This is a genomic window from Arthrobacter burdickii, assembly GCF_030433645.1.
GTDB classification, from domain to species: Bacteria; Actinomycetota; Actinomycetes; order Actinomycetales; family Micrococcaceae; genus Arthrobacter_D; species Arthrobacter_D burdickii.
In genome coordinates, this window is record NZ_JAROCG010000002.1 from 654,837 (window position 1) to 678,562 (window position 23,726).

22 protein-coding genes, 1 tRNA gene and 1 riboswitch are annotated in these 23,726 nt (G+C 70.8%); of the genes, 17 read left to right on the forward strand and 6 right to left on the reverse strand.

Annotated elements, in window-relative coordinates; translation table 11 throughout:
- Nucleotides 1-36: 36 nt before the first annotated feature.
- The 5 genes from P5G52_RS17455 to P5G52_RS17475 all read left to right on the forward strand — a co-directional run bounded on the left by P5G52_RS17455 (nt 37) and on the right by P5G52_RS17475 (nt 5,241).
- The gene (locus tag P5G52_RS17455) at nt 37-1,254 is read left to right on the forward strand and encodes an allantoate amidohydrolase (RefSeq protein WP_301229877.1); all 1,218 of its coding nucleotides are present in this window, start codon (nt 37-39) and stop codon (nt 1,252-1,254) included.
- A complete protein-coding gene (locus P5G52_RS17460) occupies nt 1,251-2,735 on the forward strand; it encodes a formimidoylglutamate deiminase (protein WP_301229879.1) in 1,485 nt (494 codons plus the stop codon). Before P5G52_RS17455 ends, P5G52_RS17460 begins: the two co-directional genes overlap by 4 nt.
- Nucleotides 2,723-3,937 carry an imidazolonepropionase gene (gene hutI, locus P5G52_RS17465; RefSeq protein WP_301229881.1) on the forward strand — a complete coding sequence of 405 codons (1,215 nt, stop codon included), beginning with the start codon at nt 2,723-2,725 and terminating at the stop codon, nt 3,935-3,937. The genes P5G52_RS17460 and hutI overlap by 13 nt, the downstream gene beginning before the upstream one ends.
- Before the next feature lie 57 nt (nt 3,938-3,994).
- On the forward strand, nt 3,995-4,789 hold the full coding sequence (locus tag P5G52_RS17470) for a CPBP family intramembrane glutamic endopeptidase (protein WP_301229883.1): 795 nt from the start codon (nt 3,995-3,997) through the stop codon (nt 4,787-4,789).
- A gap of 164 nt (nt 4,790-4,953) precedes the next feature.
- Nucleotides 4,954-5,241, forward strand: a complete 288-nt coding sequence (locus tag P5G52_RS17475; RefSeq protein WP_301229885.1) for a DUF1540 domain-containing protein — start codon at nt 4,954-4,956, stop codon at nt 5,239-5,241.
- Nucleotides 5,242-5,335: 94 nt separating this feature from the next.
- Here the strand turns inward: P5G52_RS17475 and P5G52_RS17480 are convergent, their stop codons facing one another.
- Nucleotides 5,336-5,977 (reverse strand): VOC family protein, encoded by a 642-nt coding sequence (locus P5G52_RS17480; RefSeq protein ID WP_301229887.1) that lies wholly within the window; start codon nt 5,975-5,977, stop codon nt 5,336-5,338.
- A 154-nt stretch (nt 5,978-6,131) separates the two neighbouring features.
- Nucleotides 6,132-6,248, forward strand: a riboswitch (SAM riboswitch).
- Nucleotides 6,249-6,329: 81 nt separating this feature from the next.
- Between P5G52_RS17480 and P5G52_RS17485 the strand changes: the two genes are divergently transcribed.
- The 3 genes from P5G52_RS17485 (at nt 6,330) to P5G52_RS17495 (ending at nt 9,167) form a co-directional block, all read left to right on the forward strand.
- Nucleotides 6,330-7,649, forward strand: a complete 1,320-nt coding sequence (locus P5G52_RS17485) for a bifunctional o-acetylhomoserine/o-acetylserine sulfhydrylase (protein ID WP_301229889.1) — start codon at nt 6,330-6,332, stop codon at nt 7,647-7,649.
- Between the two features lie 6 nt (nt 7,650-7,655).
- Nucleotides 7,656-8,798 (forward strand): homoserine O-acetyltransferase MetX, encoded by a 1,143-nt coding sequence (gene metX, locus P5G52_RS17490; RefSeq protein ID WP_301229891.1) that lies wholly within the window; start codon nt 7,656-7,658, stop codon nt 8,796-8,798.
- A gap of 126 nt (nt 8,799-8,924) precedes the next feature.
- Nucleotides 8,925-9,167: a hypothetical protein gene (locus P5G52_RS17495; RefSeq protein ID WP_301229893.1), complete on the forward strand. Its 243-nt coding sequence runs from the start codon at nt 8,925-8,927 to the stop codon at nt 9,165-9,167.
- A gap of 183 nt (nt 9,168-9,350) precedes the next feature.
- Here the strand turns inward: P5G52_RS17495 and P5G52_RS17500 are convergent, their stop codons facing one another.
- Nucleotides 9,351-10,169 (reverse strand): SGNH/GDSL hydrolase family protein, encoded by an 819-nt coding sequence (locus P5G52_RS17500; RefSeq protein ID WP_301230211.1) that lies wholly within the window; start codon nt 10,167-10,169, stop codon nt 9,351-9,353.
- Between the two features lie 141 nt (nt 10,170-10,310).
- On the opposite strand from P5G52_RS17500, the gene P5G52_RS17505 reads away from it, so the two are divergent.
- Nucleotides 10,311-10,991, forward strand: coding sequence for an alpha/beta hydrolase (locus P5G52_RS17505; RefSeq protein WP_301229895.1), 681 nt, complete (start codon nt 10,311-10,313; stop codon nt 10,989-10,991).
- Between the two features lie 107 nt (nt 10,992-11,098).
- Here the strand turns inward: P5G52_RS17505 and P5G52_RS17510 are convergent, their stop codons facing one another.
- Nucleotides 11,099-11,326, reverse strand: a complete 228-nt coding sequence (locus P5G52_RS17510) for an RNA-binding S4 domain-containing protein (protein WP_301229897.1) — start codon at nt 11,324-11,326, stop codon at nt 11,099-11,101.
- 65 nt (nt 11,327-11,391) lie between these two features.
- Between P5G52_RS17510 and P5G52_RS17515 the strand changes: the two genes are divergently transcribed.
- Complete coding sequence (locus P5G52_RS17515; protein WP_301229899.1) at nt 11,392-12,354, forward strand: DMT family transporter; 963 nt, start codon at nt 11,392-11,394, stop codon at nt 12,352-12,354.
- On the opposite strand, the gene P5G52_RS17520 is transcribed toward P5G52_RS17515, so the two are convergent.
- A complete protein-coding gene (locus P5G52_RS17520) occupies nt 12,317-12,577 on the reverse strand; it encodes a hypothetical protein (RefSeq protein WP_301229901.1) in 261 nt (86 codons plus the stop codon). The genes P5G52_RS17515 and P5G52_RS17520 overlap by 38 nt on opposite strands.
- 147 nt (nt 12,578-12,724) lie before the next feature.
- On the opposite strand from P5G52_RS17520, the gene P5G52_RS17525 reads away from it, so the two are divergent.
- Nucleotides 12,725-14,113, forward strand: coding sequence for a glycine--tRNA ligase (locus tag P5G52_RS17525; protein ID WP_301229903.1), 1,389 nt, complete (start codon nt 12,725-12,727; stop codon nt 14,111-14,113).
- Nucleotides 14,113-15,024 carry a GNAT family N-acetyltransferase gene (locus P5G52_RS17530; protein ID WP_301229905.1) on the forward strand — a complete coding sequence of 304 codons (912 nt, stop codon included), beginning with the start codon at nt 14,113-14,115 and terminating at the stop codon, nt 15,022-15,024. Before P5G52_RS17525 ends, P5G52_RS17530 begins: the two co-directional genes overlap by 1 nt.
- A 26-nt stretch (nt 15,025-15,050) precedes the next feature.
- Here P5G52_RS17530 and P5G52_RS17535 read toward each other — a convergent pair whose 3' ends face one another.
- A complete protein-coding gene (locus P5G52_RS17535) occupies nt 15,051-15,791 on the reverse strand; it encodes a lysophospholipid acyltransferase family protein (RefSeq protein ID WP_363321923.1) in 741 nt (246 codons plus the stop codon).
- Nucleotides 15,792-16,141: 350 nt separating this feature from the next.
- Nucleotides 16,142-16,825, reverse strand: coding sequence for an alpha/beta hydrolase (locus P5G52_RS17540; protein WP_301229907.1), 684 nt, complete (start codon nt 16,823-16,825; stop codon nt 16,142-16,144).
- Nucleotides 16,826-17,213: 388 nt separating this feature from the next.
- Here P5G52_RS17540 and P5G52_RS17545 point away from each other — a divergent pair, with 388 nt between their 5' ends.
- From P5G52_RS17545 to P5G52_RS17565, 5 genes are all read left to right on the forward strand, one after another.
- Nucleotides 17,214-18,569, forward strand: a complete 1,356-nt coding sequence (locus P5G52_RS17545; protein ID WP_435868720.1) for a YibE/F family protein — start codon at nt 17,214-17,216, stop codon at nt 18,567-18,569.
- A 197-nt stretch (nt 18,570-18,766) separates the two neighbouring features.
- A complete protein-coding gene (dusB, locus tag P5G52_RS17550; RefSeq protein WP_301230215.1) occupies nt 18,767-19,936 on the forward strand; it encodes a tRNA dihydrouridine synthase DusB in 1,170 nt (389 codons plus the stop codon).
- Between the two features lie 97 nt (nt 19,937-20,033).
- Nucleotides 20,034-21,317 carry a deoxyguanosinetriphosphate triphosphohydrolase gene (locus P5G52_RS17555; RefSeq protein WP_301229909.1) on the forward strand — a complete coding sequence of 428 codons (1,284 nt, stop codon included), beginning with the start codon at nt 20,034-20,036 and terminating at the stop codon, nt 21,315-21,317.
- 225 nt (nt 21,318-21,542) lie between these two features.
- A complete protein-coding gene (gene dnaG / locus P5G52_RS17560; protein ID WP_301229911.1) occupies nt 21,543-23,486 on the forward strand; it encodes a DNA primase in 1,944 nt (647 codons plus the stop codon).
- Between the two features lie 54 nt (nt 23,487-23,540).
- A tRNA-Asn gene (locus tag P5G52_RS17565) sits at nt 23,541-23,613 on the forward strand.
- The last annotated feature ends 113 nt before the right edge of the window (nt 23,614-23,726 follow it).

The following is a 23,726-nucleotide window of genomic DNA, read 5'->3' on the forward strand; positions in this document are numbered from 1 at the left end:
AGTCCCACCACCCCGCCACGACCGGAAGGTACCGCCATGCAGACCGTCTCCGCAGTCCTCGATTCCATCAGCGACATCGGCCGCGACCCGTCCCGCGGCGGGTACTCCCGGGGCGTCTACACGGGCGCCGAACGGTCCCTCCGGGAGTGGTTCGACGCCGAGGCGACGGCCCGCGGGCTGTCGGTGGAGACGGACCGCAACGGGATCCTCTGGGCCTGGTGGGACGCCACGGACAGCCGCGACGGCGCCCTCGTGACCGGCAGCCACCTCGACTCCGTCCCCGGCGGCGGGGCGTTCGACGGGCCGCTGGGCGTCGCCTCGGCGCTGGTCGCGGTGGACCTGCTGAGGGAACGGGGGGTCGAGCCGCGCCGCTCGCTCGCCGTCGCCGTGTTCCCGGAGGAGGAGGGTTCACGGTTCGGGCTGTCCTGCCTCGGGTCGCGCCTGCTCACGGGTTCGGTGGACCCCGACACCGTCCGGTCCCTGACCGACACCGACGGCACGACGTTCGCCGAGGCCTCGCGGGCCGCAGGCATCGACCCGGCGCACCTGGGCCGGGACGAGGACGCCGTCCGGCACATCGGGGACTTCGTCGAACTCCACGTCGAACAGGGGCGTGGCCTGATCGACCTGGACTCCGCCGTCGCCATCGGGTCCACCATGCTGGGCCACGGCCGGTGGCGCCTGTCCATCGCCGGCCAGGGCAACCACGCTGGCACCACCCTCATGGCCGACCGCGCCGATCCCATGATCGCCGCGGCGCAGGTGGTCCTCGCGGCGCGGAAGATCGCCGCGGAGCAGGACGGCGCGCGCGCCACCGTCGGCCGCCTCCAGCCCGTGCCGGGCGGGACGAACGTCATCGCCTCGCGCGTCGACCTGTGGCTCGACGTACGCCACGAGGAGGACGCGGTGACGGCGTCGCTCATCGAGAAGATCCACGGCCAGGCCCAGAAGATCTGCGCGTTCGAGGGCTGCCGCGCCACCCTGACGGAGGAATCGCGCAGCGGTACCGTCCACTTCGACGGTGCCCTCCAGCACACGCTGGCCTCGGCGCTCGGCCGGTCCTTCCCGGGCACGCCCACCCTGCCCACCGGGGCCGGGCACGACGCCGGCATCCTGGGAGCCATCGCCCCGACGGCCATGCTCTTCGTCCGCAACCCCACCGGCATCAGCCACTCGCCCGAGGAGTTCGTGGAGCGCGACGACGCCGACGCCGGGGCCGTGGCGCTCGCCGACGTCCTCGAAGACCTGCTGTGAGCGGACGGGACGCCCGCACGGCTCCCGCGCCGGGCCCGGACGCGGCCCGGCGCGGCGTGGTCCGCGCCGTCTGGTGCGAGCACGCCTGGCTGGACGCGGACGGCGTGGTCGACGCCGTCCGCGTGGAGGTCGACGCCGACGGGACGGTGGTCGGTGTCGCTCCGGGCGTCGCCGCGCAGGACGGCGACGTCGTGCTTCCCGGCGTCGCCTTCCCCGCGGCCGCCAACGCGCACTCGCATGCGTTCCACCGTGCGCTGCGGGGCCGGACCCACGACCGCGGGGGGACGTTCTGGACGTGGCGGGAGACCATGTACCGCGCGGCCGGAGCCCTGACGCCCGCGCTCTACGAGGACCTGGCCACCGCCGCGTACGCGGAGATGGTCGCAACCGGGTGGACCAGCGTCGCCGAATTCCACTACGTCCATCACCAGCCCGACGGCACCCCCTACGGCCAGGGGCCGGACGACGGAGGCGAGGGACCGGGCTGCGACGGGCCTCACGCCATGGAGCTGGCCCTGGCGCGTGCCGCGGTCCGTGCGGGCATCCGACTGACACTGCTCGATACCTGCTACCTCGCCGGCGGCTTCGGCACGCCCCTCGAGGACGGGCAGCTCCGCTTCTCCGACGGCACGGCCGCGCAGTGGCTGGACCGGCTCGCGTCCCTCCGCGCCACGATCTCCGTGCTGTACCCCGCGCACCAGGTGTCCGTCGGCGCCGCCATCCACTCGGTGCGGGCCGTGCCCGAGGACCAGCTGGCCGTCATCGCGCGGCACCTGCCGTCCGGGATGCCGCTGCACATCCACCTCTCCGAGCAGCCCGCGGAGAACGAGGACTGCCTCCGCGCCACCGGCACCACGCCGGCCGGGCTGCTCGGCCGGTACGGGCTCGTGAGCGAGCGCCTGTCCGCCGTGCACGCGACGCACGTCAGCGACGCCGACGTGGCGATCCTCGGGAACGCCGGGGCCGTCGTCGTCCTCTGTCCCACGACGGAAGCGGACCTCGCGGACGGCATCGGACCGGCCGGCGGGTTCCGCGGGGCAGGCGCGGTCCTGGCCCTCGGCACCGACCAGCATGCCGTCGTCGACCCGTGGCTCGAGATGCGCGCGCTCGAGCACGGCGAACGCCTGCGCACCGGACGCCGCGGGCACTTCGACCCGGCCGGGCTCCACGGCATCGCCGCGGTGGGCGGGGCCACCGCGCAGGGACGACCCGGCGCCGGGTTCCGCCCGGGCTGCGCGGCGGACTTCATGGCTGTCGACCCGCACAGCGCGCGGACGGCCGGTTCCGCGTGGGAGCAGCTCGCGTACACGGCGACCGCGCAGGACGTCACCGCCGTCGTCGTCGGGGGTGCGCTGCTGGCCCGCGACGGCGTGCATGCAACCCTCGGCAGGCCGGCCGACCTCCTGGTGGCGGCCATCGCGCGCCTCGACGAGGCCGCGGACTCCCTCTCACCCAAGGAGCACCACGAATGTCGCAGCTGATCACCAACATCGGTGAACTGATGACGCAGGACGGCGAGGCCGCGGTCCTGAGGAACGCCGCCGTGGTCCTCGAGGGCGAACGCATCAGCTGGATCGGTCCGGCCGCGCAGGCACCCGCAGCGGACGAGGCGTACGACGCCGGCGGACGGGCCGGACTGCCGGGCTGGGTCGACAGCCACACCCACCTCGTGTTCGCGGGCGATCGGACGGCGGAGTTCGAGGCGCGGATGGCGGGGGAGTCGTACGCCGCGGGGGGCATCGCCGTCACGGTCAACGCGACCCGTGCCGCCGGCGATTACGACCTCACGCGCCTGCTCCTGGGCCGCGTCGCGGAGGCCGCCGCGGGTGGAACCACCTACCTGGAGACGAAGACGGGCTATGGGCTCGACGTCGGGCAGGAGGCGCGGAGTGCGCGCATCGCCGCCGGCGCCGTCGACGAGGTGACCTTCCTCGGTGCGCACCTGGTCCCGGCCGGGTGGGATCCGGACGAGTACACGGACCTGGTGTGCGGCCCGATGCTCGACGCCGTCCGCCCATACGTGCGCTGGGCCGACGTCTTCTGCGAGACCGGCGCCTTCACCGCCGAGCAGTCCCGCCGCGTCCTGTCGGCCTGCGCGGAGGCGGGGCTCGGCCTGCGCGTCCACGGCAACCAGCTCGGCCCGGGCGACGGCGTCGCGCTCGCCGTCGAGTTCCGGGCCGCCAGCGTGGACCATGCGAACCACCTCACCGACGACGACGTCGACGCCCTCGCCGGAACCTGGGCGGGATTCCGCGCAGGCTCCGGGGCGCAGGGCACGCCGGGCACCGTGGCCACCTGCCTGCCCGCCTGCGACCTGTCCACGCGCCAGCCGTTCCCGCCCGCGCGGAGGCTGCTCGACGCCGGAGTGCAGCTGGCGATCGCCAGCAACTGCAATCCCGGCACCTCCTACACGACCTCCATGGGGTTCTGCGTCGCGACCGCCGTCCTGCAGATGGGGCTCACCATCTCCGAGGCGGTACGGGCCGCAACCGTCGGGGGAGCCCTCGCCCTGCGGCGGCACACGGGCGAGGACACCGACGGCCGGCGGGCGATCGGGTCGCTCGCCGTCGGGCACCGGGCGGACCTGCAACTCCTCGACGCGCCGTCGACCACGCACCTCGCGTACCGCCCCGGCATGCCCCTCGTGCATGCCGTCTGGCGCGCTGGCAAGCGCGTGCGGTAGGGCTACTGCCGGGCCGCCGGACTGGGAATCCCCAGCTACCGCTGGAAGGATAGCGCCATGCCTGCCGAGTCCACGTCCGCCCCGTCAGCCGTCGATACCCGGACGGATGCCACTCCGCGACGCATCACCGCGGAGCTGCTGATCGTGTTCGGACTCTCCCTCGGACAATCGGCCGTGTACTCCATCGTGAGCCTGGCGGAGAAGCTGACGCGCGGACCCCTGGCGGCGCAGACCACCACCCTGAACCCGGTGCTGAACGACCGGCCGTATTTCGACCTGACCTACCAGGTGCTGGGCATCCTCTTCGCGCTGGTGCCCGTGGCCCTCGTCCTGTTCCTGCTCAGCGGGCACGGCGTCCCGGCGTTCCGTCGCCTCGGGCTCACGCTCGACAGGCCCCTGCGCACCATCGGTCTCGGGATAGGGCTGGCTGCCATCATCGGCGTCGGGACCCTCGGGGTGTATGCCGGCGGGCGGGCGCTCGGCATCACCACGGCCCTCGTCCCGGCCGCCCTGGACGCCTACTGGTGGACCGTCCCGGTCCTCGTCCTGTCGGCCGTCCGCCACGGGGTGCTGGAGGAGGTCCTCGTGGTGGGCTACCTCTTCCTCCGCCTGCGCGAGCTCGGCTGGTCCACTCCCGCCATCGTCCTCACGAGTGCCGTACTGCGGGGCAGCTACCACCTCTACCAGGGGTTCGGGCCCTTCGTCGGCAACGTGCTGATGGGCCTGCTGTTCGCCTGGTTCTACACGCGCACGGGCCGCGTCCTGCCGCTCGTCCTGGCGCACGCGATCATCGACACGGCGGGCTTCGTGGGATTCGCGCTCCTCGGACCCGCCATCGGGATCGGCGGGTGACGGGGTCGATAGATTGGCCGACGAACTGCTCAGGGAAGGCTCACCTACGCTGATTTGCGCGCGAAAACCGTGACTAAATTATCGGCTGACCCCGGTGTTACCGTGAGTTCCACCAGCACAACGGCGGCTCCGACCGGGGCTCCACCGGACCACCAGGAGGAATCATGAGCGTCGTCACCAGTGTCTCTGAGTGCAGTGTCCACAACTGCTCGTTCAATCACGAGGGCTGCACCGCCGTCGCGATCACCGTGTCCGGGAGCGAGGAACACGCGTCCTGCGCCACCTTCATCGACACCTCCATCAGCGGCGGCCTGCCGAAGATGCTCGCGCACGTGGGAGCCTGCCAGCGCTCGGAGTGCAGCTACAACCACGACCTGCTGTGCGGCGCCCCCGCCGTCAAGGTGGGACCCGGCGCCGACGCCGCCGACTGCCTGACCTACACCCACGCCTGACGGCGCCTCCGCCCGACGCGCGGAGAGCAACAGGAAAGGGCCGGACGACTGTCCGGCCCTTTCCTGTTCGTTCTGGTGATGTCAGAGGGTGATGTCAGATCTCGATGCGGCCGTCGGCGGTCTCGAAGGTCACGGACATGATGCCCGGGGTGCCGTTCGGGGCGATCCACTGGACCTGCACGCCGTCGAGCGTCTCCTCGACAGCGGTGCCGAGCCACTCGGTCACCCGTTCGGATGATCCTGCGATGGTCAGGCAGGACAGTTTGACCGACGCCGGGCGCGCCTGGGAGGGGTGCAGGGCCTCGGTGCCCTCGTCCCAGCGGAGCAGGTAGGGGACCTGGGGATCAGCGATGAGCCCCTTGATGCCGATCTGCTGCCACGTCAGTTCCTGGCCGTCGGGGAACTTGCGGTTGCCGGGAACCGCGCTGCGGCCGAGGCGCTCCTCGAACGGGGCCAGGTCGTCCACGGCGACGCACCAGCCCATCCAGCCTCCGCCGGCCTCGGACCGCGCGCGCACGGCCTGGCCGAAGGGCGCCTTGGTCGACGCGGGGTGGTCGAGGACCTCCACGACCTCCAGGTACTGGCCGTTCACCAGGGGGAAGATCATGTTCCGGGTGCCGAAGCGCGGGTGCACGCCACCCTTCACGGGGTCCATCCCGAGGTTGGCTGCGATCCGGTCGGCAGTCGCAGCAAGTCCATCGGGTTCGCAGGCATATGAGACATGGTCCAATCGCATGCGGTTATCTTGGCACTAAGTGATGCACGTCTCGACTTAGGATCGCCTTACTCCTGCTGGTCCTCCGATGGCGTCGCCGCCGCCCGTCCGCACGCTGCTTCACGGAGGGTCATCCGGCTTGCCGGATCCGCTCCGATGGGCTTTCATGGGTGCAGGTCATGAGTGCCAGCACGAAGCCCCGGCTTGCTGGCCGGCAACCCTCCAACCGCGGTGGGGTGCCCCGGGTGAAGACCAGGTTCGGCGCTATTCCGGCGCCGTGCAAGCGCGGGCTCCTGCGGGAGCCGGTCTCCTGGAGCGGCACGCACCGGCCGGAGCACCGGACCAGGCGGGGCCCCTTCCGACAGGGAGCACCATGTCCAACGATTGGTCTTTCGAGACACGCCAGATCCACGCCGGCCAGGTACCGGACGCAGCCACGGGAGCGCGTGCGCTTCCCATCTACCAGACGTCGTCGTTCGTCTTCCCGAGTGCCGAGAGTGCCGCCAACCGGTTCGCGCTGACGGAGCTCGCGCCCATCTACACGCGCATCGGGAATCCCACGCAGGAAGCAGTGGAGACGAGGATCGCCAGCCTCGAGGGCGGAGCCGGCGCCCTGCTGCTCGCCTCGGGCCAGGCCGCCGAGACCTTCGCGGTGCTGAACATCGCGGAGGCGGGGGACCACATCGTGGCCAGCCCCAGCCTCTACGGCGGCACGTACAACCTCTTCAAGCACACGCTGAAGAAGTTCGGCATCGAGACCACCTTCGTGGAGGACCCGGACGACCTCGAGCAGTGGCGGAAGGCCGTCCGGCCGAACACCAAGCTCTTCTTCGGCGAGGTCGTGTCCAACCCCCGGCAGGACGTCCTCGACATCGAGGGCATCAGCTCCGTCGCCCACGAGAACGGGCTTCCCCTGATCGTGGACAACACGCTGTCCACGCCGTACCTGATCCGACCCATCGAATGGGGAGCGGACATCGTGGTGCACTCCGCGACGAAGTACCTCGGGGGCCATGGCAACGCCATCGCCGGGGTCATCGTCGACTCGGGGAACTTCGACTTCGCCCGGTATCCCGAGCGGTTCCCCGGTTTCAACACGCCGGACGAGAGCTACCACGGACTCGTCTATGCACGCGACCTCGGCGTCGGCAGCGCACTCGGCGCGAATCTCGCGTACATCCTCAAGGCCCGCGTCCAGCTCCTGCGCGACCTCGGCTCCTCCGTCTCGCCGTTCAACGCCTTCCTCATCGCGCAGGGCCTGGAGACCCTCAGCCTGCGTGTCGAGCGCCACGTGCAGAATGCCCAGGCGGTCGCCGAGTGGCTCGAGGGGCACGACGACGTCGAGCGCGTCTCCTACGCCGGCCTCGCCTCGAGCCCCTGGTACGAGCGCGGCAGGAAGTACGGGCGGAAGAACGGGACGGGCGCGATCGTCAGCTTCGACATCGTCGGCGGGCTGCAGGCCGGCAAGCGCTTCGTCGACGGACTGGAACTCCACTCGCACGTGGCGAACGTCGGCGACGTCCGCTCGCTCGTCATCCATCCGGCGTCCACCACGCACAGCCAGCTCGGGGCGGAAGCGCAGCTCACCGCGGGCGTGCGTCCGGGCCTCGTCCGACTGTCCGTGGGCCTCGAGAACATCACCGACATCCTCGCCGACCTCGACGCGGGGTTCCGCGCCGCCAAAGGAGTCTAGCCCTTCGTGACCACCTACCCTCCTGCTCCGCTGCACCCCGGGATCGACGACGCGCGCCCTTCGGGGGACGGGCTCCTGCGCATCGCCCCGATCGGACCGCTGGCACTCGAGACCGGGGGTGAGCTGCCGGACGTGCAGCTCGCCTTCGAGACCTGGGGCCGACTGAACCGGGATGCATCGAACGCGGTGCTCGTGCAGCATGCCCTGACCGGCAGCTCGCACGTGGCACGCGGCGCATCGGAGGAGGAGGGCTGGTGGGATTCGCTCGTCGGCCCCGGCCGCCCGGTGGACACCGACCGGTACTTCGTGGTGTCCGTCAACATGCTGGGAGGGTGCTACGGCTCGACGGGGCCGGCCAGCCTCGCTCCCGACGGCACCCCGTGGGGATCGCGCTTCCCCTTCGTCACCATCCGCGACTCCGTCCGGGCCGAAGCCCTGCTCGCCGACCGGCTCGGCATCAAGCAGTGGCAGTCGGTCCTCGGGGGATCGATGGGAGGGGCACGAGCGCTCGAGTGGGCACTGATGTACCCGCAGCGGGTGGAGCGGTGCGCCGTCATCGCTTGCACTGCCGCCAGTTCGGCCGAACAGATAGCGTTCGCCCAGGCGCAGCTACAGGCAATCCGGCTCGACCCCGCCTACCGCGGCGGCGACTACTACGACGGCCCGCATCCGGATGCGGGCCTCGGGATCGCCCGGCGCATCGCCCACATCACCTACCGCTCCGAGCAGGAACTGGAAGCACGCTTCGGTCGCGCGGAGCAGGACGCCGAACAGCCCTTCGGCGCCGTCCTGCCCGCCGAGCGGGGCCGCTACCAGGTGGAGAGCTACCTGGACCACCAGGCGGACAAGCTCGTGGGCCGCTTCGACGCGAACAGCTACGTCATCCTGACCGAGGCGCTGATGAGCCACGATGCCGCGCGGGACCGCGGCAGCCTCGACGCGGCGCTGGGGGAGGCCACGGCGGAGTTCTTCATCGCCGCCGTGGACACCGACCGGCTCTACTTCCCGGAGCAGTCGGAGCGGCTGGCCCGCGGACTGCCCGGGGAGGTGCCCGTCCACATGATCTCCTCCCCGGTGGGCCACGACGCGTTCCTGACCCAGATCCACCAGCTCGACGCGCAACTCCGCTCGGCCTTCTACGCGGGGTAGCAGTTATCGGTTGGGTTTCCCCGGACGGGCACCTAGTCTTGGAGCTAAGCCTGCTTAGCAATCGGCGGCAGGCAGGTCTGAGGTAGACGCCCGGACTCGTCGACGGAAGATGAAGGGGAGCTGTTCATGGAACTGAGCACCATTGGCTGGAACCAGGAAGCACGCGACAAGATCCTGCTGGACTCGGACCGGGCACTGCAGGGCGCGGTCCGCGAGGCCGTCGAGACGATGGGCGGCAAGTCCCGCGAGGAGGTCTACGAGTTCCTCTTCCAGAAGCTGCAGCCGCAGTTCGTCGACTTCAAGCCCGGGCCGGACCTGAGCGCGTGCGCGGACGCGGTCGCCAATGGCGAGGTCTCGCTCGACAGCTGACCCGCCGCCGACCCCTGACGCGCGAGATGACAGAAGTGACCGGCCGGCCACCCGCGGGCCGGTCATTTCTGTCGTCTCGGCGAGAACGACGGCGGCGGACCCCGCCCCATCAGGTCGTGCAGGAGTGCCGGTAGGCGATAGCGCACTGTGCAGGGCGCGCTGCCGGAACGGGCGACGACGTCGCTAGTCGGCGGCACCCGGCGGCATACCCGGACCGAAGATGGGCGCGGCCTCCGGACGCTTGGCGAACACGCCGTCGCCCGACGACTGGTGCCGGAGGCGCCGCAGGACCCACGGCACGAAGTACTCGCGTGCCCAGACGAAGTCCTCGGAGCGTGCCTCGCGCCACGTCCGCGCCGGGAGCTCCTTGGGCTGCAGCGGCTGGAGGGTGTGCCGGACGGCGAGGGTGTCCAGGACCATCGCGGCGATGGTGTGGTGGCCGAGCGGCGAGAAGTGCAGCCGGTCGGAGGACCACATCTGCGGGTTGACCAGCTGCCGCAGGGCCCACATGTCGGCGATCACGGCCTCGTGGCGTGCGGCGATGGTGCGCAGGTTCTCGTTGTAGATCGCGGTCTTCGAGCGGATGCTGCCGAGGACCGTCTCGCGGACGTCCGGCCCCGTGAACAGGACGACCGTGGCGCCCGAGGCGGCGAGCGTCCCGACGACGGCGTCGAGCCGGGTGGCGAGCAGGTCGGGATCACCACCGGGACGCAGCAGGTCGTTGCCGCCGGCGGAGATGGTGACCAGGTCCGGATGCAGCGCCAGCGCCGGTTCCACCTGCTGGTCGATGATCTGCTGCAGGAGCCGTCCGCGCACGGCGAGGTTCGCGTAGGCGAAGCTGGCCTGCCCCCGGGCCAGTTCCTCGGCGACCCGGTCCGCCCAGCCGCGATTGCCCCCGATGCTCTCCGGGTTGGGATCCCCGATGCCTTCCGTGAAGGAGTCCCCGAGGGCGACGTACCTGTGCCAAGGGTGCGGTTCGGAGTTCAGGCTCGGATCGATCATCGGTCCGTTCAGGAGGGAATCGGTTGCGCCCGGCAGGGGCGTTCCGGCGTTTGCAGAGCTCACCGGGACATTCTCCCAAGGAGTCCCTCTCCTGCGCCAACGCGGCTTCGAGCCTTCGGCGGGGCGTGCCAAGATTAAGCCATGACTGAATCCGCCCGTGGCACATCCACGTCCTCCGCCGGCGCCTGGGACCCCGTGGTCCTCTGGTCGAAGCCCGAGTCCGAGCGGGAGGGCACGCCGCTGCTCGTCCTGTTCCACGGGTACATGGCCAACGAGGAGGACCTCATGGGCCTCACCGACCACCTGCCCGCCGAGTTCACCGTCGCGTCCCTCCGGGCGCCCCAGGCCGTGGGACCGGGCTTCTCGTGGTTCCCGCTGTCGCGGGAGGCGGACTATTCGGTGGAGCGCGTCGTGGAGAGCGTGGCTGCTGTGTCCCGATGGCTCAACGAGGTCCGCGGACGCCACTCGAGCGTCAGCATCCTCGGCTTCTCGCAGGGCATGGCGGTGGCGACGTCGCTCCTGCGCCACCGGCCCGCCGACTTCGCCTGCGTCGTCGGCCTCTCCGGATTCGCCGTGCCGTCGGAGGGCCACGAGTTCTTCCGGGACGACGAGGCCGCGGCGGCGCCCGTGGAGTTCTTCTGGGGGCGCGACCAGGAGGACCAGGTCATCCTGCCCGAGATGATCGAATTCACCCACGCCTGGCTGGTCAAGCACACCAAGCTGACGAAGATCCTCTACTCGAACATGTTCCACAGCATCAACCTGCGGGAACTCGCCCACGTCCGGGAGTTCCTCACCATGACGGTCCTCGGCCGCCGCTGACCCCGGGCGGGCCACGCCGGTCCGTACCGGGTGTGGCCGAGCGGGTACCGCGGCGGGCGCGGGGCTGGTAGTGCGGCCGGTGCCGGCCGGTAGGGCGGAACCGGGTGCTAGGCGCGCGTGATGCGTACGGACTGCCCGTTGACGCTGACCGTGTCGCCGGGGTGCAGCTGGCGTCCGCGGCGCTCCTCGATCTCGCCGTCGACCTGCACCAGTCCGTTGTCGATCAGGGCCTTCGCCTCGACACCGTCCTCTGCGAGCGAGGCCAGCTTCAGGAGCTGCCCGAGCCGGATCATGTCGTCCTTGATGGGGAGTTCGGTGGGCGCGTCGTCGGTCATGCACTCCATTCTGCCCGACACCCATGCGGACAGGGATGCCCGGCACCGGCTACTAGGCTGTACGGGTGTCCTCTGCGCCCACACTTCCGCCGGCCGTCGGCTTTCCGCTCGCCCTTGCCGCGGGCCTCGCCATGCCCGTCCAGGGCAGGATCAACGGGGCGCTGGGTGCCGTGCTCGACGACGGCATCGCTGCAGCGTTGGTCAGCTTCGGCACCGGCCTCATCGTGATGGTCGCCATCACGCTCGTGCTGCCGGGCGCACGTGCCGGCGCACGCCAGATCATCCCGTCGGTCCGCGAGCGACGCTTCCCTCCCTACTACGTGGCCGCCGGCGCGATCGGGGCGTTCTTCGTCTTCTCCCAGTCGCTGACCATCGGCATCCTCGGCGTCGCCCTGTTCACGGTGGCGACGGTCATGGGCCAGTCGCTCAGCAGCCTCCTCGTCGACCGGGCGGGCATCGGGCCCGGGGGGAAGCGCGCCGCCACGCCGATGCGGGTGATCGGCGTCGTGCTGACCGTCCTGTCCGTCGTCTGGGCCGTATCGCCCCGCTTCGGGTCCACGGGGGAGGTGTCCACTTGGCTGGTTCCCGTCCTGCTGCCTGTCGCGGCGGGGGTGCTCATGAGCTTCCAGCAGGCGATGAACGGTACGGCCGCAGTGCACTACGGAACGCCGCTTGCCGCGACGCTCATGAACTTCATCGCCGGCACGGCCGTGCTGGTCACCGCCTGGCTCGTCAAGCTGGCTGTCGCGGGTCCGGGGAACCCCCTGCCGTCGGAGTGGTGGTACTACCTCGGCGGACCCATGGGCTGTATCTTCATCGCGCTCGGCGCCCTGCTCGTACGCAGCCTCGGCGTGCTGATCACGGGCCTGTGCATGATCGGCGGGCAGCTCGTCGGTTCGCTCCTGCTGGACCTGGTGTTTCCCGCCCCGGGCACCATCGTGGTGTTCGCGACCGTCGCCGGCACCCTGCTGACCCTCGGCGCCATCATCCTCACGACTCTGCCCTGGCCCCGGCGCGCCGGGCGTTAGCAGGACCGCCCACCTCGACGACGGTCGTCGGGTCCCGTCGTCCTCCGGTCCCGTCGTCCTCCGGTCCCGTCGTCCTCCGGTCCCGTCGTCGCCCGGCCCGTCGTCGCCCGGCCCGTCGTTGCCCGCCGTCGTATCCGGCCCCGCCGTCGTGCCCGGTCCCGCCGTCGCCCGTCCCGCTGTCACCGCCGCCGTCGGTGCCCGGTCCGGTCCCGCCGCTGCCCACTGCCTCTCCCGGCCGGGGTGCCGCGTGAGGCGGACCCGGTAGGCTTACGGGGTAGCTTTCCGCCCTGCGACAGCGGTGGCGAAGCCCGACGCGACCCCCACCTGCGGACCGCACCCAGCGGCCTGCACAGAACTGGAGAAGAATCCCATGGCAGCAGCCAAGTCAGCACTCGACCCCATCATCTCTCTCGCTAAGCGGCGCGGCTTCGTGTTTCAGTCGGGGGAGATCTACGGCGGTTCCCGCTCTGCCTGGGATTACGGGCCCCTCGGTGCCGAGTTCAAGGAGAACATCAAGCGCCAGTGGTGGCAGACCATGGTGCGCGGCCGTGAGGACGTCGTGGGGCTCGACTCCGCCGTGATCCTGCCCCGCCAGGTCTGGGAGGCCTCCGGGCACGTGGAGGTCTTCAGCGACCCGCTGGTCGAGTGCCTCTCCTGCCACAAGCGGTACCGTGCGGACCACCTCGAGGAGGAGTACGAGGAGAAGAAGGGCCGCGCTCCGGAGAACGGCCTGAAGGACGTGACCTGCGCCAACTGCGGCACCAAGGGCCAGTGGACCGAGCCCCAGGAATTCTCCGGCCTGCTCAAGACCTTCCTCGGCCCCGTCGCCTCGGAGGAAGGCATGCACTACCTGCGGCCCGAAACCGCCCAGGGCATCTTCGTGAACTTCAACAACGTGCTGACCACCGCGCGCAAGAAGCCGCCGTTCGGTATCGGCCAGATCGGCAAGAGCTTCCGCAACGAGATCACGCCGGGCAACTTCATCTTCCGCACCCGCGAGTTCGAGCAGATGGAGATGGAGTTCTTCGTCGAGCCCGGGACGGACGAGGAATGGCACAAGTACTGGATCGGCGAGCGCTTCTCCTGGTACACCGACCTCGGCATCAACCCCGACAACCTGCGCCTCTTCGAGCACCCGCTCGAGAAGCTGAGCCACTACTCCAAGGGCACCACGGACATCGAGTACCGCTTCGGCTTCACCGGTTCGGAGTGGGGTGAGCTCGAGGGCATCGCGAACCGCACGGACTTCGACCTCTCCACGCACTCGAAGCACTCCGGTACCGACCTCGGCTACTTCAACCAGGCGACCAACGAGCGCTTCACGCCGTACGTGATCGAGCCGGCGGCCGGCCTGACCCGCTCGTTCATGGCGTTCCTCGTCGACTCCTACACCGAGGACGAGGCACCGAACGCCAAGGGCGGCGTGGACAAGCGCACCGTCCTGAAGCTGGACCCCCGGCTGGCCCCGGTCAAGGCGGCCGTGCTGCCGCTCAGCCGCAACGAGGACCTCTCCCCGAAGGCCAAGGACCTCGCGGCCCAGCTGCGCAAGGCCTGGAACATCGACTTCGATGACGCCGGGGCGATCGGCCGCCGCTACCGCCGCCAGGACGAGATCGGCACGCCGTTCTGCATCACCGTGGACTTCGACACGCTCGAGGACCAGGCCGTGACCATCCGCGAACGCGACACTATGACGCAGGAGCGCGTGTCGCTCGACCAGGTGCAGGGATACCTCGCCGCACGCCTGATCGGAGCCTGATGGCCGTCGAATACCGCGCCTGGCAGGAGGGCGACGACCTCGAGCTCATCCAGCTCTGGGGCGGCCCGGAATCGGCTGCGGCCGAACAGTTCCGCGGGTCCTTCCGCACGCCGTCGGACAGTCCGTGGAACCGGTGCATCACCGTGGTAGACCAGGGCATCCCCGTCGCCGCCGCCTGCGTGTACGGGGCGGCACTCCACCCGGACCGCCTCTGGTGCTACATCGAGGTTGCCGCGGACCACCGCCGCGCCGGCATCGGGTCGACGCTCCTCACCATGCTCCAACACGAGGCCGCCGCGTCGCCGTCGGGCATCACAGCCCTGCGGTCCAAGGTGACGCCGGGGACCACCGGCGCGGCATTCGCCGAGGCCACCGGCTTCACTGCGCTGCAGCGCTCGCGGCTCGTGATCATCGAGCCGGGTGCGCTCGCCGCGCCCGCCTTCGACGACGCCGCGGGGCCGCAACTGGAGGAAGCGGCGACCGGATCCGTGGAACTGACCCGCGCCCTCGCCTCCTTCTACGAGTCCGTCCACGGCTGGGACCGGGCGGACATCAGCCTGGGCCGCGCCCAGCAGCTGTTCCTCGCGGACGCGAGCGGAGCGGGCGGAGCGATCGTCCTGCGTGATCGGCCCAGGGCCGACGGCGGTGCCATCGCGGCCTTCGCGGTCAGCTACACGCAGGCCCGGACCGATGACCCTGCGGACGTCCTGCTCGGCTACGACACCACCCTGGCGCCGCAGGAGCAGCAGGCGGCCGTGGCCACCATGATCGCGATGCTCGTGCACCAGTACCCCATCCAGCTCGAGGTGGACGACTCCATGGAGGCCCTGGTCGCCGTCGTCGAACCCCTGCTGGCCACCGGTGCCGCGCGGCTCGCCGGACCCGAGACGCTCGTCGTCGCGACCGCCTGAGGCCTGCATCTCGGCGCGGGGCAGCGTCAGCCGCGGTCGTGCCGGCCGGCCTTCTTGTCGGCGACGTCCGCGGCGTCGCGCTCCGCGTCGGTCATCGCCCCGCCGCCGAGCCGGGCGGGCATCCACCAGGCACCCGGTTCGGGTGCCAGGGGGAAGTCGGTGATGCAGGTGTCGATGCCGTCCTGCAGTTCCCGGCGCAGCTGCTCCGTCTCCTCGGCGACATCGAGGCCGGGGGCGTGGCGGATCGGCGGGCTGACGTGGACGCGGACGGGCGCCCTCCAGGCGCGCCTGAGGGAGAACCCGTGGCCGCGGCTCAGCAGCCGGTGGGACCCCCAGACGGAGATCGGGATCACGGGCACGCCGGCCTCGGCCGCGAGCCGCACGGCGCCGGTCTTCAGTGCACGGACGTTGTAGCTGCGGGACACACCCGCCTCGGGCAGGATCGCCACGTACTCGCCGGCGCGGAGCTTTGCCAGGGCGTCGTCGTACGCCGGCGCGCCTGCCTTGCGGTCCGTGACCACGTGTCCGAGCCCGAACACGAAGGGGCTCACGAACCAGTGATCGGCAGCGCGTTTCGAGATCATGTAGCGTGCCTGGACGCGGGCGTGGTCCCACAGGACCAGCTCGGCGAAGGCGAAGTCGAGGTAGCCGAAGTGCGTGATCGCGACGACGGCGCCCGACCCGGGGACCGCGCGCCGGGATCGCCCGTGCAGCGGGTCCGGGGCCGGGAGGTTCTCCGTCCCGGTGACCGTGACGGGCAGGCGCAGCGCGGCGAAGAACGCCTTGCCCGCCTACACCACGAACCGGTACACGCGGTCGTTCTGCCGTGGCTTCCATCCCATGCCCAGATCCCTCTTCCTGCCCATCGGCGCGAGCGGGAAGACCCCGCCCGTGCTGCCCGTTTCCCGTACCCGTTCTCTTTGTACCCGTTCCGTACCCCGGCCGGCCGGACCTACGCCTTTCCGGTCCGGTGTTTTCCGGACCTGTCGGCAGCGACCCGGAGCCGGCCCGCCGCCGGCCGACTCGGGACCGGCGGACTCTCGGCAGGAGAACCCCGGAGCCGGCGTACGCGAGGCAGGCGCTCCCGAGTCAGGCGCCCAAACAGGACAGCAGGCGCTCAGACGATGATCCCGAGCGGATCAGGAGCGCGGTAGAGCGCGGCGGACCGCTCGAGGAGGCGGGCCTCGACCGCCGCGCCGGTGTCCTCCGCGAAACGGCGGAGCAGGAACGACGTGCTCAGGCCATGCCAGACCCGAACGGTGCGGAACATGAAGTGGCCGGCCCGCGCCATGCTGACGTAGTGGACATCTGCCGCGACACCCTGGGCGCGGCGGGCGAAGGACAGGGACTCCGTGGGACTCGTCCACCGGTCGGCATCCCCGTGCATGATGAGGACGCTGCGGCCCCGCACCGGTTCCACCGGAATTGCGGGCGCCAGCCAGGGAGCGAGGGCCGCCACGGCCCGGACCTGCGGATGACCGGCGGCGTAGAGCGCCGAGAGTCCTCCCATCGAGTGCCCCAGCAGGTAGACCGGCACCGACGGGTGCTGCACCGCGATGCGGTCGAGGGCCCACCGGGCGTCCGTCAGGGCCGACTGCTCCGCGCCGTTCCAGCCCCTCACACGATTACGCAGCGTCCAGACGGCCAGGCCGTGCGCCGACCCGCCCGCCGCGAGGCGCGCCGCGAAGGGACGCATGCGGAGGGGGCTGAGGTGCTGGGGCTGCACGGGGTCGAAACTGTCCGCGCGACCACCGTGCAGGACCAGCGCCACGCCACGCACGGTTCCCGTCGCACCGCTCACGGTTGTTATGGGGTCCCGACCCCCTGCCGAAGATGCATCCGGTGCCATGGACCGTCCCTTTCCGCCCGGAGGCCTGTTCATGCTGCAACGCCCTGCCGGCATCATCGTCGGGCATGCCCTGCCCGGCTGGCTCCCAGCATGCCCTGTCCTCGGGCCGGCGGGGCGCTCCCGCGAATCATGCGGTGCCTCCGCACGATCGCACGCGTTCCTGCGTAGAATCCGAGAGGTGCGCCGCGGTCCTGGTGCTGGTCCGGCTCGCCCTGCAGTCGATGGGCGTTCCGTCCCGCCACCCGTCCCGCGCGACGTCCCGCACGCTGTCCGGCACGGCGTCCCGCACGGCGTCCAGCACGCACCGTCCGACCACCGAACGACCATCCGAGGGAAGTCCGTGGGCACCAGCCACCTCCACCCGACCGAGAGTCCGGGGCCCGCCGCGATCGCGATGCGGCGACGGGCCACCCTGCTGCTCTCGGCGATCCTCGTACCCGTCGGGGTCATCACCCTCATCGCCATGGTGCTCCTGTGGCCGGACGGGGACCGCAGTTCCCTCTCGGTCACCAGTCCCTACGCGACGGCGGAGGGGGTCAGCTTCGAGCACGGCACCGTCCGCGAGGTCCGGGAGGGCGACTGCCCGTCGTCGCAGCCGACGGTCGACGCCGGCGGCACCGCGCTGACCTGCACGATCGCGGACACACAGCCGGCGAAGGGGGGAGACGTGATCCCCGTGGAGGTGACGCCCGAACTCGCGAAGACCGACGCGGTGGAGGTGGGCGACGAGATCCGCTACCTCGACCTCTCCACGGTGATGCAGGGCGGAGCGGCACCGTACGTGTTCGTCGACTTCGTGCGCTCGGTCCCGATCGTCGCGCTCGCGGTCGGATACGCCGTCGTCGTCATCGCGGTGGCCCGGTGGCGGGGACTGCGCGCCATCATCGGACTCGTGGGCGCCCTGGTCGTCCTGGCGCACTTCATCCTCCCCGGCCTCGTGGAGGGCCGGCCGCCCCTGCTGCTCGGGCTCGTGGGATCCGTGGTCATCATGTACGGCGTCCTCTATTTCGCGCACGGCTTCTCCGCCCGGACGTCCACCGCCCTGCTGGGAACCGTCTTCGGCCTCGGCGTCACGGCGGTCCTCGCGGCCTGGGCCACGGACGCAGCCCACCTCACCGGCGTGGGCGACGAGAACGCCTACACGCTCGTCAATGCCTCGGACGGCCTCTCGATCTTCTCGGTCATCCTGTGCGGCCTCATCATCTCGGGCCTCGGCGTCCTCAACGACGTGACCATCACGCAGTCCTCGTCCGTCTGGGAGCTGTACGAGCTCGCACCCGACACCCCGGGCCGCAGGCTCTTCTCCTCCGCGATGAGGATCGGCCGCGACCACATCGCCTCCACGGTGTACACGATCGCCTTCGCGTACGCAGGGGCGGCGCTTCCCGTCCTGATCCTCGTCTCCCTCTACGACCGCGCCCTGATCGACACCCTGACCAGCGGGGAACTCGCTGAAGAAGTGGTGAGGACGCTCGTCGGCTCGATCGGCCTGGTCCTGGCCATCCCGCTCACCACCGGAGTGGCCGTGCTCGTGGTCAAGGCGGTCGACCCGAAGAGCACGGGCGGGCGCGACGACGGCGGCATCGGTGCGACGACGGCGGAGCCCGCCGGTACCCCGGGCACCCTCGCCCCGGGTGCTCGGCTCGTGGCACTCGGCGGGCCCGGTGCCCGGCGCAGGACGGAGCCGGGCGCATGACCAGCGCCTGGCGCAAAGCCGGCCGGGAGCGACGGCGCACAGCGAACAGCGGCACCGGATTTGCGGCCCCTTGCGACAATGGGAGGGTGACTGCAGTATCGACACTCTCCGCTCCGTCCACCGGTGATCCCCGAGCCGACGCGCCCGCGGGCCTTCCCACCGGTCCGGCCGACACTCCGACCGGCACCCCGGCCGGCATCCCGGCCGACGCCGCGCTCCGGCTCGACCTCCCGCCGCTTACCCTCGGCAACATCACGGTGGACACGCCGGTGATCCTCGCGCCGATGGCGGGCATCACCAACAAGGCGTTCCGCCGGCTGTGCCGTGAATACGGCGGCGGGCTCTACGTCTCCGAGATGGTCACCTCCCGCGCGCTCGTCGAGCGCAGCCCGGAGTCGATGCGCATCATCTCGCACGACGACGACGAGAAGGTGCGCTCCGTCCAGCTGTACGGCGTGGACCCGAAGACCGTGGGCGCAGCAGTGCGCCTGCTCGTCGAGGAGGACCGCGCCGACCACATCGACCTGAACTTCGGCTGCCCCGTCCCCAAGGTCACCCGCAAGGGCGGGGGAGCGGCCCTGCCGTGGAAGCTCGACCTCTTCACCGGCATCGTGCAGACCGCCGTGCGAGAGGCGTCGAAGGGGGACGTCCCGCTGACCATCAAGATGCGCAAGGGCATCGACGAGGACCACCTGACCTTCCGCGAGGCAGGCAAGATCGCCCGCGACAGCGGCGTGGCCGCCGTCGCCCTGCACGGCCGCACGGCCTCGCAGTTCTACTCGGGCAAGGCCGACTGGAACGCCATCGCCGAACTCCGCGAGGCGTTGCCGGACATTCCCGTGCTCGGCAACGGCGACATCTGGAGCGCGGAGGACGCCGTCCGCATGGTGCGGGAGACCGGTGTCGACGGCGTCGTCATCGGCCGGGGCTGCCAGGGGCGCCCCTGGCTCTTCGGTGACCTCATGAGTGCCTTCGAGGGCAGCTCCTCCCGCCACCAGCCGGGGCTCGGGCAGGTCGCCGACACCGTCTACCGGCACGCGGAACTGCTGGTCGAGACCTTCGGCAGCGAGATGATGGGGCTCCGTGACATCCGCAAGCACATGGCCTGGTACTTCAAGGGCTACGTGGTGGGCGGGGAACTCCGGGCCAAACTGGCCACCGTGCCCACCCTCGAGGTGCTGCGCGGGCTCCTCGACGAACTCGACAAGGACTCGCCGTACCCCGGCTCCGACGCGGAGGGCCCGCGCGGCCGGGCCGGTTCCCCGAAGAGGACCGCACTGCCCGAGCACTGGCTCGACGGCCGCATCCTCAACGCCGCGCAGCAGGCGGACATCGCCGCAGCCGAGGTGGACGTATCCGGCGGCTGACGCCCATGCCGCGCCCGTCCTGGCCGCGCAGGCCTCCTTGTCCACAGGGGCCGGCGCCCACGGGCCCCTTCCTTCATCGTTGCGCTAGAAAGGCATCATGAGCTTCCCCGAACTGTCCGCCACCACCGGTTACAGTGCCGCGGACACCGAGCGGTGGGTGGAGGAGCCGCCCAAGAGCTCGCACCGCACCGACTTCGAGCGCGACCGGGCCCGGGTGCTGCACTCCTCCGCGCTGCGCCGGCTGGGCGCGAAGACCCAGGTCGTCGCGCCGGACACCGATGACTTCGTCCGCACGCGCCTCACGCACTCGCTGGAGGTGGCGCAGGTCGGCCGGGAGCTGGGCAGGACGCTCGGATGCGACCCCGACATCGTCGACACCGCGTGCCTCGCCCACGATCTCGGGCACCCGCCCTTCGGACACAACGGCGAGACCGCGCTCAACGACATCGCCCACGGCATCGGCGGGTTCGAGGGCAATGCGCAGACCCTGCGCCTCCTCACCCGGCTCGAGCCGAAGGTCCTGCAGGAGGACGGCGGGCCCGCCGGCCTGAACCTGACCCGGGCGAGCCTCGACGCCGCGTGCAAGTATCCGTGGACGGTTGCCTCGGCACCGGTGATCAGCGGCCAGCGCACCACGAAGTTCGGCGCGTACGACGACGACCTGCCGGTCTTCGAGTGGCTGCGCGACGGCGCCCCGGACAGCCGCTCGTGCCTCGAGGCGCAGGTCATGGACCTCGCAGACGATATCTCCTACTCCGTGCACGACGTCGAGGACGCGATCGTCGCCGGCCACCTGCAACTCAAATGGATGGACAGCGCCGACGCCCGCGCGCGCGTCGTCGGCTACACGCAGCAGTGGTACCTCCCGGGCACCGATCCGGCCGCCGTCGACGCGGCACTGTCCCGCCTCGAGAAGACGCCGGTCTGGGTGCGGGAGGCGGACGGCACGCGCCGGTCCATGGCGGCCCTCAAGAACATGACGAGCCAGCTCATCGGCCGCTTCTGCCTGAGCGCCATGCAGTCGACGCGCTCCATCTACGGGCCGGACCCGCTGACCCGCTACAACGCGGAGATGGTGGTGCCCGAGGAGACCATTATGGAGATCGCCGTCATGAAGGGCCTCGCCACCACCTATGTGATGACGACGGACCACCGCCAGCCGCTCTACGAGCGCCAGCGCGAGATCCTCGCGTCCCTCGTCGCACAGATCCACGCCGACGGCGACCGCTACCTCGAGCCCATGTACGCCGCGGACTGGCGGGAGGCACCGGACGGGAACGCCCGCCTGCGCGTGGTCATCGACCAGGTGGCGTCGCTGACGGACGCCTCCGCGCTCAGCCTCCACGAGCGGATCGTCGGACCAGTCCCCGCCCTCTGGTAGGCGCTGTCCGGCGGTGGTCCGGCAGTCGGCCGACGACACGGCCGACGACACGGTCGCAGGGCCGGTCCGGCACCGGGTCCGGCCCTCGGTCCGGCCTTCGGTGCGCCGTCCGTCCGGCACCCGGCCCGGCACCCGGTCCGACACCCGGTCCGGCAGGGGAGGCGTTGCGCACATCCCGTCCGGCAGCGGTCGGGCGGCGCTGGCCGCGGGCATAAACTGGGTTTCATGGCCGGACTCATCAAGCGCGAAGACATCGATGAGGTACGCCAGCGGACCGACATCAAGGAAGTCGTCGAGGCCTACGTCACGCTGAAGTCGGCGGGCATCGGGTCCTGGAAGGGGCTGTGTCCGTTCCACGACGAGCGGTCGCCCTCCTTCCATGTCCGCCCGCAGATGGGCTCGTACCACTGCTTCGGCTGCGGCGAGGGCGGAGACGTCATCTCCTTCGTGCAGAAACTCGACCACACCTCCTTCAGCGAGACGGTCGAGAAGCTGGCGGCCCGCATCGGCTTCGAGCTGCACTACGAGGACGGCGGCACGGGGCCGCGGCGGGAGGACGTCGGCCGGCGGCAGCGCCTGCTCGACGCCCATAAGATCGCCGCGGAGTTCTACCGGGACCAGCTCCTCACCCAGGGAGCAGCCACGGCACGCCAGTTCCTCCAGGAACGCGGCTTCGACCGCGGGGCCGCGGAGCAGTTCGGCGTCGGCTATGCACCCCAGGGCTGGGACACGCTGCTGAACCACCTCACCGGCCGCGGCTTCACCCTGGACGAACTGAAACTGACCGGCATGTTCAGCGCGTCCTCGAGCAACGCCGGGAGGTACTACGACCGCTTCCGGGGGCGTCTCATCTGGCCCATCCGGGACATCACCGGGGACACCGTGGGCTTCGGCGCGCGCAAGCTCTACGAGGACGACCAGGGGCCGAAGTACCTCAACACCCCGGAGACATCGCTCTATAAGAAGTCCCAGGTGCTGTACGGCATCGACCTCGCCAAGCGGGAGATCGCGAAGAACCGGCAGCTCGTCGTCGTCGAGGGCTACACGGACGTCATGGCATGCCACCTCGCAGGCGTGGGCACCGCCGTCGCCACCTGCGGTACGGCATTCGGTACGGATCACATCAAGATCGCGCGCCGGCTCCTGTCCGACGACGGCACGGGCGGCGAGGTGATCTTCACGTTCGACGGCGATGCCGCGGGCCAGAAGGCGGCGCTGCGCGCCTTCGAGGAGGACCAGCGGTTCAACTCACAGACGTACGTCGCCGTCGAGGCATCCGGAGCGGATCCGTGCGACCTGCGGCAGACCCGGGGCGACGACGCCGTCCGCGCGCTCATCGCCGACCGCCGCCCCCTCTTCGAGTTCGCGATCAAGGCGTCCTTCGCCAACTTCGACCTCTCCTCGGGGGAGGGACAGGTGAAGGCACTGCGGCACGCGGCCCCGATCGTCGCCCAGATCCGCGACGTCTCCCTCCGGTCCACCTACACGCGCGAGCTCTCGCGCTGGCTGGGCATGCAGTACGTCGGCGAGGACCAGGTGGCCCGCGCCGTCACCGCGGCAGCACGCCGCGACAGCGGCCCGGCGTCCGCCGGCGCCCGGCACGGCCAGCAGGGGAGCCCTGCCCAGCAGGGCAGTGCTCCGTCCGGCTCGCCGGCCGCCGGTGCCACCTCCTCGGTAGCCCCCGACGAGCCGTACTTCGAGCGCCCCGATCCGCGGGACCCCATCGCCCGGATGGAGCGGGAGGTGCTCGAAGTGGCCCTCCAGCAGCCCACCCTCCTGACCGCCACGCAGTGGGAGAGCTTCTCCACCTTCCGGTTCACCGTCCCCGTCTACGAGGCCCTGCACACTGCGGTGCTAGCAGCGGGCGCGGCGGGGACCGAACTGCCCCGGTGGGTGGAATCGGTGCGCGAGGGCGTCCCCGACGTCCTGCGCCCCCTGGTCAGCGAACTGGCCGTCCGGCCGCTGCCCGCGAAGGACGCCGACGCGATGGTGGCGTATTGCCGCGACATCCTGAACCGGCTGACCGAGCTCCGGATCACCCAGCAGAAGGCGGACAAGCTGGGGCAGCTGCAGCGCATGGATCCCGCCTCCGACCCGGCGCTCTACAACCAGCTGCAGCGCGACCTGATGGAGCTCGAGATGCAGCGGAGACAGCTCCGAGAGGAGTGATCGGGCGCCGATTTCACATCCCCCCGGAAGGTATGTAAAGTAGAACTCGCGCTTTCCTCCGTAGCTCAATTGGCAGAGCATTCGACTGTTAATCGAAGGGTTACTGGTTCAAGTCCAGTCGGAGGAGCAAATATGCCCCTGACCTGTGGAAACACAGGTCAGGGGCATTCTTTTTGGCACCCGCCCGGCACTTCCTCCCGCCAGACCCGTCGGCATCAGGATCCGGGCCGGACGGAGGTC